This is a genomic window from Nonomuraea sp. NPDC050022, assembly GCF_044460705.1.
Taxonomy (GTDB): Bacteria; Actinomycetota; Actinomycetes; order Streptosporangiales; family Streptosporangiaceae; genus Nonomuraea.
Map to the genome: position 1 here is coordinate 405,958 of NZ_JBITKE010000002.1, position 12,933 is coordinate 418,890.

At 67.8% G+C, this 12,933-nt stretch carries 12 protein-coding genes; 8 read left to right on the top strand and 4 right to left on the bottom strand.

Going from position 1 to position 12,933, the window contains the following annotated elements; translation table 11 throughout:
- Positions 1-3: 3 nt before the first annotated feature.
- A complete protein-coding gene (locus ACIBO2_RS08395; RefSeq protein WP_397296008.1) occupies positions 4-4,320 on the bottom strand; it encodes a GH92 family glycosyl hydrolase in 4,317 nt (1,438 codons plus the stop codon).
- A 63-nt stretch (positions 4,321-4,383) separates the two neighbouring features.
- Positions 4,384-4,845: an RDD family protein gene (locus tag ACIBO2_RS08400; RefSeq protein ID WP_358538745.1), complete on the bottom strand. Its 462-nt coding sequence runs from the start codon at positions 4,843-4,845 to the stop codon at positions 4,384-4,386.
- Positions 4,846-4,932: 87 nt separating this feature from the next.
- On the opposite strand from ACIBO2_RS08400, the gene ACIBO2_RS08405 reads away from it, so the two are divergent.
- The 6 genes from ACIBO2_RS08405 to ACIBO2_RS08430 all read left to right on the top strand — a co-directional run bounded on the left by ACIBO2_RS08405 (position 4,933) and on the right by ACIBO2_RS08430 (position 10,754).
- The gene (locus ACIBO2_RS08405; protein WP_358538748.1) at positions 4,933-5,982 is read left to right on the top strand and encodes a hypothetical protein; all 1,050 of its coding nucleotides are present in this window, start codon (positions 4,933-4,935) and stop codon (positions 5,980-5,982) included.
- 95 nt (positions 5,983-6,077) lie between these two features.
- On the top strand, positions 6,078-7,502 hold the full coding sequence (gene glnA / locus ACIBO2_RS08410; RefSeq protein WP_225298326.1) for a type I glutamate--ammonia ligase: 1,425 nt from the start codon (positions 6,078-6,080) through the stop codon (positions 7,500-7,502).
- A gap of 120 nt (positions 7,503-7,622) precedes the next feature.
- On the top strand, positions 7,623-8,513 hold the full coding sequence (locus tag ACIBO2_RS08415) for an RNA polymerase sigma-70 factor (protein ID WP_397296011.1): 891 nt from the start codon (positions 7,623-7,625) through the stop codon (positions 8,511-8,513).
- Positions 8,514-8,576: 63 nt separating this feature from the next.
- A complete protein-coding gene (locus tag ACIBO2_RS08420; RefSeq protein WP_397296013.1) occupies positions 8,577-9,323 on the top strand; it encodes an SDR family oxidoreductase in 747 nt (248 codons plus the stop codon).
- Positions 9,320-9,739, top strand: a complete 420-nt coding sequence (locus tag ACIBO2_RS08425; protein WP_397296015.1) for a hypothetical protein — start codon at positions 9,320-9,322, stop codon at positions 9,737-9,739. The genes ACIBO2_RS08420 and ACIBO2_RS08425 overlap by 4 nt, the downstream gene beginning before the upstream one ends.
- Positions 9,740-9,770: 31 nt before the next feature.
- The gene (locus ACIBO2_RS08430; RefSeq protein ID WP_397296017.1) at positions 9,771-10,754 is read left to right on the top strand and encodes a hypothetical protein; all 984 of its coding nucleotides are present in this window, start codon (positions 9,771-9,773) and stop codon (positions 10,752-10,754) included.
- A 49-nt stretch (positions 10,755-10,803) separates the two neighbouring features.
- Here ACIBO2_RS08430 and ACIBO2_RS08435 read toward each other — a convergent pair whose 3' ends face one another.
- Entirely contained in the window at positions 10,804-11,064 is a 261-nt protein-coding gene (locus ACIBO2_RS08435; protein WP_358538762.1) for a winged helix-turn-helix domain-containing protein, read from the bottom strand.
- Between the two features lie 93 nt (positions 11,065-11,157).
- Between ACIBO2_RS08435 and ACIBO2_RS08440 the strand changes: the two genes are divergently transcribed.
- Positions 11,158-11,346 carry a hypothetical protein gene (locus tag ACIBO2_RS08440; protein ID WP_358538764.1) on the top strand — a complete coding sequence of 63 codons (189 nt, stop codon included), beginning with the start codon at positions 11,158-11,160 and terminating at the stop codon, positions 11,344-11,346.
- 159 nt (positions 11,347-11,505) lie between these two features.
- A complete protein-coding gene (locus ACIBO2_RS08445) occupies positions 11,506-11,841 on the top strand; it encodes a hypothetical protein (protein WP_358538766.1) in 336 nt (111 codons plus the stop codon).
- Positions 11,842-11,937: 96 nt separating this feature from the next.
- On the opposite strand, the gene ACIBO2_RS08450 is transcribed toward ACIBO2_RS08445, so the two are convergent.
- Entirely contained in the window at positions 11,938-12,180 is a 243-nt protein-coding gene (locus ACIBO2_RS08450) for a hypothetical protein (protein ID WP_397296019.1), read from the bottom strand.
- Positions 12,181-12,933 lie beyond the last annotated feature (753 nt).

The window sequence follows — 12,933 nt, forward strand, 5'->3', positions numbered from 1 at the left end:
GCGCTAGAGACCCTCGCACTGGCCGGCCGACGGTCCCAAGACCGTGTTGGACAGACCGTTCGCGGTCGGTGCCGGGGAATTGCCCGTGCAGGTCAGCGGCCCCTTGACCGTGCTGGCGGCGATCAGCGGCCCGCTGTCGCCGACCAGCGTCACCGGTCCGCCCACCACCGATTTCTCCACGGACAGTTCCTTCACCGAGGTCGCCGTGAGCGGCCCGCCCACGGAGGTGTCCACCAGGACCAGCCGCCCGGCGCCCACCGCGGTGACCGGTCCGCCGACCGTGGCGGCCCGCGCGATCAGCGAGGCGCCCTGCCGGAGGACGACGGGGCCGGTCACGTCCGCGCCCGCCGCCAGGCAGGTCACGCCGGAGCCGACCGTGAGGGGGCCGCTGTGGGTGCCGGTGACGGTTCGCGTGCAAGCCGGATCCGGTACTGCCAGCAGCTCCAGCTCGGCCAGCGTGCCGGAGACGGTGAGGCGGTACTGGGCGTACCGCCCGGGGCGGGCGATCTTGAACGGCCGGGTCTGCCTCGCCTGGTCGAACCTCTGGCCGTCCCGCTGGTCGATGACCGTCCAGGCCGTACCGTCGTAGGAGCCCTCAAGCTTCCACGACGTGGGTCCGGTGGCCGCCGAGGTGAGGGTGTAGAAGCTCACCTCGTCCCGCGCTCCCGCCTGAAGAGTGATATTTCCGGAAATGGTGGTTGTGGTTGCCGAGGTGTCGTCCGACAGCGCCGCCGGGCCCCCGGTGACCGGGATGTCGCGCATCGGGCGCGGCATCTCGCCGTCGGGCGTGATCGACTCCGGCGGCTCGCCCCACGTGGACGGCTTGGACCCCATCGCGAAGTCCAGTACGGCCCCACCGGCCAGCACGTCGTGCGGCAGCGCGGTCGACGTCCACGCCTTGCCGTTCACCTTGAGGCCCTGGATGTAGACGTTCTCGGCACTGTTGGCCGGGGCATTGATCACCAGGTCCTTGCCGCTGGGCAGATGCACGGTGGCCTTGGTGAACAGCGGCGAGCCGATCGCGTAGTCCTGGCTGCCGGCCTGGAGCGGGTAGAAGCCGAGGGCGCTGAAGACGTACCAGGCGGACATCTCGCCGTTGTCCTCGTCGCCCGGATAGCCCTGGCCGATCTCGCTGCCCAGATAGAGCCGCGACAGCGCCTCCCTGACCTTGGCCTGCGCCTTCCACGGCTGCCCCGCGTGGTCGTACATGTAAATGATGTGGTGCGAGGGCTGGTTGCTGTGGCCGTACTGGCCCATGCGGACGTCCCTGGCCTCGCGCATCTCGTGGATCACGCCGTTGTACGAACCGGGGAACGTGGCCGTCTCCTGGTCGGCGAAGAAGGCGTCGAGCTTCTTGGCCAGGCCAGCGCGCCCGCCGTACAGGGCGGCGAGTCCGGTGCCGTCCTGGGGCGCGTGGAAGGCCATGTTCCAGCCGTCGGTCTCGGTGTAGTCGTAGCCCCAGACGCGGGGGTCGTAGTCGGCCTTGGTACGGCGCCACTTGCCCGTGGAGTCGCGGCCCTGGAAGAAGCCCACCTCCGGGTCGAACATGTTGACGTAGTTCAGGGCCCTGTTACGGAAATATTCGGACTCCTCCAGGTAGCGGGCCTTCTCCGCGCCGGTGGCGTCCTTGGCCAGGGCCGCGGCCATGGTCGAGATGCCGAAGTCGTTGATATATCCGTCCATGGCCCAGGACAGGCCCTCGCCTACCTCGTTCAGGGCGGTGTACCCGCGGAAGATCGAGGTCTGCAGGCCCTTACGCCCGACGGCCGGGTTCGCCGGCACCACGGTGGCGTTCTTCACCGCCGCCGCGTACGCCGACTTGGCGTCGAAGCCGCGCACACCCTTGCTGTAGGCGTCGGCGAAGGCCACGTCCGAGCTGGTGCCCACCATGAGGTCGGCATAGCCGGGCGAGGACCACCGGGCGATCCAGCCGGCGTCGCGATACTGCTGGACGAACCCGTCGATCAGCTCGCCCGCCTCGGGGGCCAGCAGCGAGTAGGCGGGCCAGGTCGTCCGGTAGGTGTCCCAGAAGCCGTTGTTGACGTAGATCTTGCCGTCCACGATCTTGGCCCCGGTCTGGGTGGGGGTGTCCGGGCCGCTCCTGGCCGATACCGGGCTGGCGTACTTGTAGGCGGGCGCGGCGGCCGTACCGGTGTTCTCGAAGCCCGAGTTCGGATAGAGGAACAGCCGGTACAGGTTCGAGTACAGCGTCGTGAGCTGGTCGGGCGTGGCGCCCTCGACCTCGACCGTGCCCAGCTTGTCCGCCCAGGCGCGCTGGGCCCGCGCCTTGACCTCCTCGAACGTGCCGTTCTCCAGCTCCAGGTTGCGCTTGGCCTGCGCCACGCCGAGGAAGGAGGTGGCGATGCGCATCGTGACCTGCTTGGCGGAGAAGGCGGCATAGCCCGTCACGTTGTCGCGGCCGGCGCCGGTCAGCTTGCCGCCGCCGGTGGGCTGCTGGTCGAAGACCGCGTAGACGTACATCCGGGTGGCGCCCGCTGACAGGCCGCTGCGCGTGTCGGTGAAGCCGGTGACGACGCCCTGGTCGATGGTCAGCCCGCCGTCGTTGTTGTAGTTGTCGAAGATCAGGCTGCCGCCGTCGCCGGGGAAGGTGAAGCGGAAGACGGCCGCGTGGTCGGCGGGCGCGATCTCCGTACGGATGCCGTTGAGCAGGTCGACCCCGTAGTAGTACGGCCTGGCGGTCTCACCCGAGTGCAGGAACGGCGTGGCCCTGGCGACCCGGTCGGGGTTCGGCTTGGCCAGCAGCGACGGCATGACCTGGAAGGACTGCCGGTCCCCCATCCAAGGGCTCGGCTCGTGGCTGGCGGCGAACGCCTGGATGGTCGGGACGTTGTCGGCGTTGCCGTTGCGGTGATACTCGTACAGCCACGAGTTCGACCCGGAGCCGGTCATCGGCGTCCAGAAGTTGAACCCGTGCGGCACGGCCGTGGCCGGGAAGTTGTTGCCCCGCGAGAAGCCGCCGGTCGACTGGGTGCCGCGCGTCGTCACCACGTGGTCGGCCAGGCTCTTGACCTGCTGCGGCTTGGCGTTGACGAGCGTTATGTCGTCCACCCAGCCCTTGAACGGCAGCGGCCCGGCCAGCGCGTCGTAGGCGATCAGGATGCGCTTGATCCGCTTGCCCTTGGCGACGTCGCCGATGCGGGAGCGCTGGAAGTTCCACTGGTCGGCGTAGACGGTCTTGGACTCGCCCTGCGCCCGTGGCGTCAGCCCGATCCCGTGCTGATCCTCGGCCTTGAGGTCACTGAGGTACGTGCCGTCGGCGAAGGCCAGGTCCACACTCGCGTACGTGCTGGGGTAGCTCAGCGCGGCACCGGTGAACTCGGGGAACAGCACGTACGACAGCTCGGTGTCGGCCGTGACCTCGATGTCGGTCTCGAACACCTTGTTGGCCGAGTGGCCGCCGCCGCTGGTGGTCGTGCTGCCGGAGTAGCGCAGCGCCTTGAGGCCCGTGTAGCCGGCGCGGGGCTTGGCGGTGTAGCCGCTGCCGGGGCCGGGGCCGATCAGGCTGCGCATGTCGGAGGGCGGCTTCGGGGCGGTGTCGCCGTCCGAGAGCTGCAGCTCGGCGAGCTGGACGATCGTGCCCGAGCCGATCCGCGTGACGTTGAGCCGGTAGTAGAGGTAGGAGGCCGGGTGCGCGACGTCGAACTCGCGGGTCTTCAGCCGGGCGTCGAACACCTCTCCCGCCCGCGTGTCCACGGCCGTCCAGCTCTGCCCGTCCGCCGAGCCCTCAAGCGCCCAGTCGCGCGGGTCGCGCTGGGCGGCGTCGTTGGCGGAGGCCATGGCGTACCGGGTGACCGCGATGGGCTTGGACAGCTTCACCGACACCCAGCCCGTGCCGGTGAACGCCAGCCACTTGGTGTTGACGTCCCCGTCGAACAGGTTCTCCTTCACCTCGCCCGAAGGGGTGTTCTCGCCGCTGGCCGCGATGTCGACGACCTCGTCGGTGACGTTGCCCGGGATGCCGCCGGTGGTGGCGCCGGTGATCCCCTCGGCCTTCCTGCCCTCGTCGACCGCGTTGAGCCAGGTCGGCTGCGGGTCGCCGGTCTCGAGGGAGGAGTAGAAGAGCGCCCCTGGCGGGGCGGTACGTACGGCGGCTTCCCGTTTGGCGCCCGGAGTCGGCGTCACCTCCTCGATGGGCGCCGGCTGCGTGGGCGCCGCCGAAGGCGCGTCCGACGGCAGCGGTGACGGAGCTGGATCGGTCACTGTTGGTGACGTCGGCGGATCGGCCGTCGCCACCCCGGATAACCCGGCGAATCCCAGTACAGCCGCGGTCGCCACGACCGCAAGACGTGCTCTCTGCATGTCGCCCTCCTGACAACGTTGTCAACAGCAGACTCCGCGAAGACAACGTTGTCAATGGACGTTTCACATACGCACGACGACCGTGTTGGAGGCGCGGTCGTGCAGCCCCCGGTGGTCGCGATCCCAGATGAGCGCGGGCACGGCCAGGCAGAGCAGCACCGTGCGTGCCAGCACGGGCACCAGCCGGGGGCTGCCGCCGTCCATCGCGGCCACCCTGATCCCCGCGAGCCGGTGCCCGAACGTCTGCCCCATGAACCCGACGAGCAGGATGTACTGGATCGCGAACACCGCCACGGGCGCCCACGGCGACTCCGCCGGGTTCATCCGCAGCACGAGCTGGACCACGACCCAGGTGCAGATCATCCAGTCGATGACCAGCCCGGCGATGCGCCGCCCCCACCCGGCGACGGCGCCGCTCCCCTGCTCCGGCAGCCCCAGGCGCTCACCCGGATAGCCGAGATCGACACCCGCCGCCCTCACACCGCCCAGCCAGGTCTGCGTCCACCGAGGCTCGTTCCCGCTCATACCTCAACGGTATCCGGCCAGGGGGTCGGTCGGGATCGTGACCCAACCGCGCCACAAAGATCACCTTTCTCCCTCATCATGTACGCCATGCCGAACGGGGATGACTTAGACGCGCGCTTCAACGAGCTCGTCGCGCAGATCGATGAGGACGAGCGGCGCAGGATGCGCGCGGCGGCCAGCAGGGGAGCCAGGGCGCCGCGCTCGGACAAGGCCACCCGGCCACGGCGAGCGGGGCGGGGCCTGCTCGCGGCCGGTCTGGTGGCCGCGGTGATCGGCGGCGCGACCGTGATCGTCGCCGCCCGGCCCGACCTGCTGACACCACAGGCGGGAAGCCCGGGACCGGTCCCGGAGGAGACCCAACCGGTCATGGCGGCCCCGGAGGCGACCGGCGCCGAGATCGCGGCCCCGAAGCCGACCGCGGTGGACCCGTTCACGGGCTCCCCCGCCGAGAAGTACGCGGAGGGGGCGGCCGGCTTCGTCCTGCCCAAGGCCAAGGCGCTCGGCGGGCTGTCGAAGAAGGACGTGGCGAAGGCGCTGGAACGTACCCGCAAGCTCATGACCGCGGCCTTCCTCGACCGCAAGACGCTCATGGGCGGCAAGCCGAAGGCGTTCATGAAGCTGCTCGATCGCGAGCAGCGCGTCTGGTTCCAGAAGTACCTGGACCAGAAGAAGAGGGGCAAGGACGACTTCGACAGCCGTGGCTGGGTGACCAGCTTCGCCCCGAAGACCGCCGAGCTCTCCACCGGCGTCATCAAGGTCAACGGCAAGACGACAGTGGCCAAGGCCAAGAAGTACGGCCAAAGAGGCGCCGAGGTGAAGCTGAACTACCTCGTGGTCTATGCCGTGAACCGCCCCGGCCAGCCCACCACGACGATCCGCCTCGTCACCCACCGCGTCGGCAGCGTGTTCGTCTACCGCGAGGCGGGAGAGCTCGTTCTGTGGTTGAAGGACTGGGTCAGGACCAGCACTCCCGCGCGATGCGACGTGAACGACTTCTTCATCCACCCCTCCTACGACGACTCCGCTCCGGACGCGGTGGAACCGAGCGGCCCGCCGTCAAACCCCTACGATCTGGACGAGGAAAAGCACGGCAAAAAAGACGGTGAGGACAGCTGCTGGGCTTCGGACCCGACCTGAGTCCGCTTAACATGTGCGAAACAATCGAGACACCGATCGGAAACGGCCGCGACCTAACCTCGGCCTGATAGTCATGTCCCCAGGGAGGTTCGAGAGTGTTCAACTCCGCCGACGACGTCCTGAAGTTCATCAGTGACGAAGGGGTGCAGTTCGTCGATGTCAGGTTCACCGACCTGCCGGGGACGACGCACCACTTCACCTTCCCGGTAGAGAACTTCGGCGCCAGTGTCTTCACCGACGGGCTCATGTTCGACGGCTCGTCGATCCGCGGCTTCCAGGCCATCCACGAGTCGGACATGCTGCTGCTGCCCGACCCGTCCAGCGCCGTGCTCGACCCGTTCCGCCAGCACAAGACGCTCAACATAAACTTCTTCGTGCACGACCCGCTGACCGGCGAGGCCTACAGCCGCGACCCGCGCAACGTCGCCCGCAAGGCGGAGGAATACCTCAAGGGCACCGGCATCGCCGACACCGTCTACTTCGGGCCCGAGGCGGAGTTCTACATCTTCGACGACGTCCGCTTCGAGACGCGGCAGAACGCCGGCTATTACTACATCGACTCCATCGAGGGCGCCTGGAACACCGGCAAGGCCACCGAAGGCGGCAACCTCGGCTACAAGCCCCGTTACAAGGGCGGATACTTCCCGGTCCCGCCGATGGACCACTTCACGGACCTGCGCTCGGAGATGGTGCGCAACCTCATCGAGGCCGGCATCGACGTCGAGATGCAGCACCACGAGGTCGGCACGGCAGGCCAGGCGGAGATCGACTTCAGGTTCGGCACGCTGCTCAAGACGGCCGACAACCTGATGCTCTACAAGTACGTCATCAAGAGCACCGCCCTCGAATACGGCCACACGGTCACGTTCATGCCCAAGCCGATCTTCGGCGACAACGGCTCCGGCATGCACTGCCACCAGTCGCTGTGGAAGGACGGCTCGCCGCTCTTCTACGACGAGGTCGGCTACGCGGGCCTGTCCGACACGGCCCGCTACTACATCGGCGGCCTGCTCAGGCACGCGCCGTCGCTGCTGGCCTTCACCAACCCGACGGTCAACTCCTACCACCGTCTGGTGCCCGGCTACGAGGCCCCGGTCAACCTGGTCTACTCCCAGCGCAACCGCTCGGCCTGCGTCCGCATCCCGATCACGGGCTCCAACCCGAAGGCCAAGCGCATCGAGTTCCGCGTGCCGGACCCGTCGTGCAACCCGTACTTCGCCTTCTCGGCGATGCTGATGGCCGGCCTCGACGGCATCCGCAACAAGATCGAGCCGCCGGAGCCCGTCGACAAGGACCTCTACGAGCTGCCTCCGGAGGAGGCCCGCCAGGTGCCGCAGGTGCCCGGCTCGCTCCCCGAGGTCCTGGCCGCGCTGGAGGCCGACCACGACTACCTGCTGGAGGGCGGCGTCTTCACGCCTGACCTGATCGAGACGTGGGTGGCCTACAAGCGCGAGAACGAGGTCGACCCGATCCGGCTGCGCCCGCACCCGCACGAGTTCGAGCTTTACTACGACATCTAGAAGCCCGACCAGAACAGCCCGGAACCGACAGTCGGTTCCGGGCTGTTCCGCGTACAGAGGCTGTTCCGCGTACAGAGGTCGAATATCGGCCCGGCTCGGTGGCCTGGAAGGCTGGCGGGCGTGACTGGTGACGCGGTTGAGGAGTTCGAGCGGCACCGCTCGAACCTGTTCGGGCTGGCCTACCGGATGCTGGGTTCGGCCGAGGAGGCCGAGGACGTGGTCCAGGACACCTTCCTTCGCTGGCACCACCGTGCGGCTGTCGAATCGCCGTGGGCCTGGCTGGCCAAGGTGGCGACCAACCTGTGCGTGAACCGGTTGACGTCGGCGCGTGCGCGCCGGGTGAGCTATGTCGGTCCGTGGCTGCCTGAGCCGGTGCTGACCGCGGACGGCGCTCTGGGACCGCTGGACAGTGCCGAACAGCGAGACTTCGTCTCACTGGCCTTCCTGACCTTGCTGGAACGGCTCAACCCCGTGGAGCGCGCGGTGTTCGTGCTCCGTGAGGCCTTCGACTACAGCCATCGCCAGGTGGCCGAGGTCATCGACTCCTCCGAGGCGAACTCCCGGCAGCTGTACCGGCGCGCTCGCCTGCGACTCGCCGACGCTCCTGGGAGCGCCGAGCGCCCGATGGACCGGGCTCACCACCGTGAGCTGGTGAAAGGCTTCCTGGCGGCCGCGGAGGAGGGGGATCTTCCAGAGCTGGAGAAGCTGCTGGCCCACGACGTGACCGTGTGGGTGGACGGCGGCGGCAGGATCAGCGCCGCCAGGCGACCTGTCTTCGGCGCCAACCGGGTGGCGCGCTATCTGGTCGGCGCATCGCGCACCACCGGTCAGCGGATCCGGCTGTCGATCGCGGAGCTGAACGGCGCTCCCGGCCTGCTGGCCCTGGCCGGTGAGGAGCTGATCGGCGTGCTGGTGCCGGAGACGGCGGGCGGCCTGATCAGCGAGATTCGCATCATCGCCAATCCCGCCAAACTTCGGTTGTCACGTCGGGAAGGTCTGTCCGGTTCTTAATGGGTGCACCTGACAGCCGCGCGCGGCCATCAGCCTCGCGCTCTTCCACGAGAGTTGCCACCCATGACAGATCCGATCCTGGTGACGGGCGGTACCGGCCGGCTCGGCCGTAGGTTGGTTCCACGACTTCTGGCCGCCGGCCACGCCGTACGCGTGCTGAGCCGCAAGCCGCCGCGCGACGAGATGATGTGCCGCGGCGACCTGATCACCGGTGAGGGACTTGAGGATGCGGTCTCCGATACCGGCACGATCATCCACTGCGCGACCGGTAATGGCCACGCGGATCAGGAGGCCACCCGCAATCTCGTCCAGGCGGCCATGCGAACCGGTCGCCCCCACCTGATCTACGTGTCCATCGTCGGCATCGATCGAGTTGATATCTCCTACTATCGGGCGAAGCTGGCGTGTGAGCGGCTCCTGGAAGAGTCCGGGCTCCCGTTGACGATCCAGCGCGCCACCCAGTTCCACGAGCTCATCGCCTGGATGTGCGCGATCCAACGACGGCTGCCGATGATCATGATGCCCGCCGGGGTCAGCTTTCAGCCCGTCGACACCGGCGAGGTGGCCGCCCGCTTGACCGACCTGGCCGAGGCGTCACCGGCGGGCCGGGCGCCGGACATGGGTGGGCCTGAGGTGCGTACCGCGGCCGATCTGGCCCGCGCCTATGCTCACGCGCGGTCCAGCCGCCGGCCGGTGGTGCCGATGCCGCTGCCGGGAATCGGTGGGTTGCGCGGCTTTCGGGAAGGGAGACACCTGGCTCCCGACCATACCGTCGGGCAGATCACCTTCGAGCGGTTCCTCACCGCATGAGCGCGCGCATCTGGCTCCGCGCGGGCCTGGCGTTCCTGGCCGCGACACAGTTCGCCGTGGGCTGCTGGGCGCTGTTCTTCCCCCGCTCGTTCTTCGACATCCCGTTCGTGGGGATGCGCATGCCATACAACGCGCATCTGATGATGGACTACGGCGCTATGAGCCTGGCGACGGCGGTGCCGCTGGGGGTGAGCTTCTTCGTCGTACGGCGCGGCATGGTGCGCACGGCGCTTGCCGTGTACGTAGTGTTCGCCGTGCCGCACCTGGCGATCCACGTGCGACTGCTGCACCATCTGACGCCTGGAGAGCGCGTGCCGTTACTGCTCGCGCTTTCGGCGGCGGCCGTGATCCCGCTGGCCTTGTGGCCGCTCACCAACAGGCTCCAACCGGTGCGCGAAGCGCCGCATTCGACTTGAACCGATCACCGTATGCGATCATCGAACGCTTATGGGCAAACTGACATGGTTTCCACTGCCGTTCGGGCTCGTCGTGGTCGTCGTCAACTTCTTCGCCGTCCGCGATGTGAAGGGGCGCCTTCCCACCGGCCCCGTCGAGGCGAACGAGCACATAGCGCCCCAGGCGATCGACGCCTTCATCCCCTTCGCTCAGGGGCGGATCGCCCTGCTCGGGGCCTTCTTCATCGCCGCCACCATGCTGTTCGGCCTCGTCGAGTTCGGATTGAGCCGCCGGCCCGCGGGCCTCATGCTCGGGACAGGCCTGCTGAGCGCCGCCTACATGGCCGCGATGCCAGTCGTCTACGTCCTCAACCCGGTCACCGGCTACGACGAGGAGTTTCTCGACCCGTCGGGCGGATACGCCACGATGCCCTTCGACATGGGCGCGCTGTCGCCGCCGTGGTACCTGCCGCTGCTCGGCTTGATCCTCGTCACCGCCGCGATCGCCCAACTCCTCGCGGTGCGCGGCGTCGTGCGCCGCGACACGGCCCTTCCACCTTCTTCCCCCTGGAACGCGTGGCTCCTCCTGCTCCCGTTGGCGTTCCTCCTGGCCTTCGCCGCGGCCAACCTCGTGTCCGACCAGATCGCCCGCAGCGCGGCCCATCCCGGGTCCTTCTGGGAGGCCGACTACGCGCTACGCCTCATGTTGCAGATGTGGGCCTTCGCAGTCGTGCCCGCCGCCGGTCTGGCCCTGCACGGGATCCTCCTGCGCAGGCACGGCGTTCGCCCGCGCTCCCTGCTGCTCGTCGGCGTCTTCACGGTCGTCTACCTGTTGACGCTGCCACTCGTGGCTTGGGGCAATCTGCTGATGTACGCGGACGAGCAGTCAGGCTTCTCCGAGCACCTTCCCGGCTGGCGGGAGGAGGTCACCAACGGCATCCTCGCCGCCGCCGCCCTGGTCCAGCTCGCCACCGTCCCGCTGCTGGCTCGGCGCGGGAAAACCCAGATGACCGGCGCAGCCGCCGCCAGTAAGTGATCACCGTGTTGCGATGAATGCGCCGCAGTAGTTCCGGGCCGTTTCACGCCTAATGAGCCAGGCGATCCTCTGGGCGCGTGATGTAGGTCCCCTTCGCGGGCAACGTGACCACGAGTCCACGATCAGGGAATTCCTGTACAGCCCGCCTGATCGTGCCGAGCGCGACGCCGTACTCCTCGGCGAGGTCGCGCTCTCCGGGCAGCCTCGCGCCCGGCGAGAGTTCACCGGCCGTGATACGCGCGGCGATGTGGTCGGCTACCTGGACGTAGACGTAGCTGGGCCCAGCCGCTTCGGGGTCGAAAGCGGGCACGTTGCTGCTCAGCCGATCACCATAGAACTGTCCTGAGCGCGACCAGACGAGCGCACCGGATCACGTCGCAAGAGATCACCGCGGGGCGTGTGCATGACGGTAGATGCCCGCACCCTCGACGAGCTGGCCGACGCGCTCGACGACCAGGCGGCTGGTGGTCTGGCGTGGGTGCGTGTCACCGATCGCCTTGGACGACACCCTGTCGTGAAGGGGACGCACCGATTCCGCACTTGTGAGGCCGAGGAGCTGTGGTTGAAGATCCTGCTCGGTCAGGCCCGATAGACCGGCACGGCGGACACCTGGCCCACTCTTCGAGGCCGCGTCCCGGCAACCCCCCCAGATCACGGGGGATGTGGACGACCGGAATGCTGCCGACGATAGGAGTCAGCCGAACGAGTCGAAGCCGACTCGCCAAGAGCTCGTCAAGAGAAGGAGCCCCCCATGTCCCAAGAGACCGTCGGCGCCATCCCGACCATCGAAGCCGACGCCCACGCACCCGCCGACCGGACGGGTATCGCCGCCGACGAGGCTCACGGCCGCAACGAACACTTCAGCGCCGCAGGGGAGGTCATCCTCCGCGCGGCGCTGGCCGGGGTCACGCCGTTCACCCCGGTCACCGTCTCCATCACCGAGATCGACGCCAACGGTCACCCCTTCATCGGCGGCGCCCGCATGACCGTGCACAACGTCCGCGCCTTCGAGGACGGCGTCGACACCCGGGTCAGCATCGAGTTCGACCGGCCGCTGCAGGTCAGACTCAGCTACCTCTGGTCCTGACCGCACTCAAACTCTGGGAAAGGCCATCGGCTGCCCCCTGCAGCCGATGGCCATGCCGTTCGATCCCGGTCGGTACCCGCGTTCCGAGCGGGGCCTTCAGCCGGTCGAGTTCCTGTCCGTGCCGCGCGATGATCGCCCGATGAGCGTCAGCGCGCACATCACGGTTCCGGTGAGCGCGCCGATGATCAGCAGGATCACCAGCGGGTTGACGTATCCGGGTACCAGATCGGTCGTGGTTCCATCCCACCAATGGCACAGATGCCTGAGCGGAAACCATGTCCATGAGATGGACGGATCACCCAAAGGCTTGCCGACACGGTATTCGCTGGTGGGAGCCAACTCGAGAAATCGCCCAGCCCAGAATCCGTGCGCTTGACGTGCTCCTCACCCTGAAGAGGCGAGGATTCCTGTGCTGCTTACGCAGCAGTCCATGCCGTAGGCAGCACGAGCTGTGGAACAGGATGCTTGACGCTTCACCGACCCGCCTACCGGCAAGTCTCCACGTCCTGTCACCGCCCGTCCGGCGGCCTCGTCGTACCGATGAATCCAGAAAGTGATCTCACAGCCAGCTTGGTTATCGCTTGCCCGTTCGATCACAGAAACCTTACTGTAAGTGATCGAGACACCGCAAGCAGTTCCGATCACTGCACGCTCACGCCCCAAAGGGCACTCACGCGCAGGCCCACACCATCCCGCCTGAAGACGGGAGCACTGGCCCGCATCTCAGTAGACGATGAGCGCGCCGACAGTGGAGAGGAAGGCGACAGCGAACCAACGGGAAGCTCTCACAAATGCCCAACTTTATCCAACGCATCTCGCAGAACTACTGGAAACGGGATTCATGGTCCCGGCCGACCGACTTTCCCGGCGCCACTTCCCGCGCACCCCGTACTGTCAAGACATGGGCACGACAGACGACGATGACGAGCAGAAAGAACACAGGCGCCGCAGCGCCTGTTTCGGCGAGGGTGGTAACTGGGAAGAGCGGAACGGGAAAAGCGGCAAAGAGCGCAAGTGGACCAAATACCGCGCTTGCGGGGGGAGCCGTTGGCAATGACCCACCCCCTCACCTGCCCCGAATGTCAAGGCACC